The following is a 247-nucleotide window of genomic DNA, read 5'->3' on the forward strand; positions in this document are numbered from 1 at the left end:
GATAACGCCACCCATTAACAATATTAATATCAGCATATTCAATGCACTTATACCAAGCAAGCCTAATAGCCAAATATACAAAGCTGAACTGCAAATTTGAGCCACTCCGAGCATAGAACTGGCGACACCCGCTCGATAACGATAGGGGCTAAGCGCTTGGCTCATTACCACACCAAACCCAATTGAAAATCCTGCACAGATAAGGCTAAGACCAAATAGACTGATAAATTGGCTATCGGCACTGAGT

At 42.9% G+C, this 247-nt stretch carries 1 pseudogene; it reads right to left on the reverse strand.

From position 1 onward, the window contains the following. Positions 1-247 (reverse strand): annotated as a pseudogene (locus tag AAEY75_RS16515) (hypothetical protein); the annotation flags it as partial.

It is taken from the genome of Psychrobacter sp. TB55-MNA-CIBAN-0194 (assembly GCF_040309505.1).
Lineage (GTDB): Bacteria > Pseudomonadota > Gammaproteobacteria > Pseudomonadales > Moraxellaceae > Psychrobacter > Psychrobacter fozii.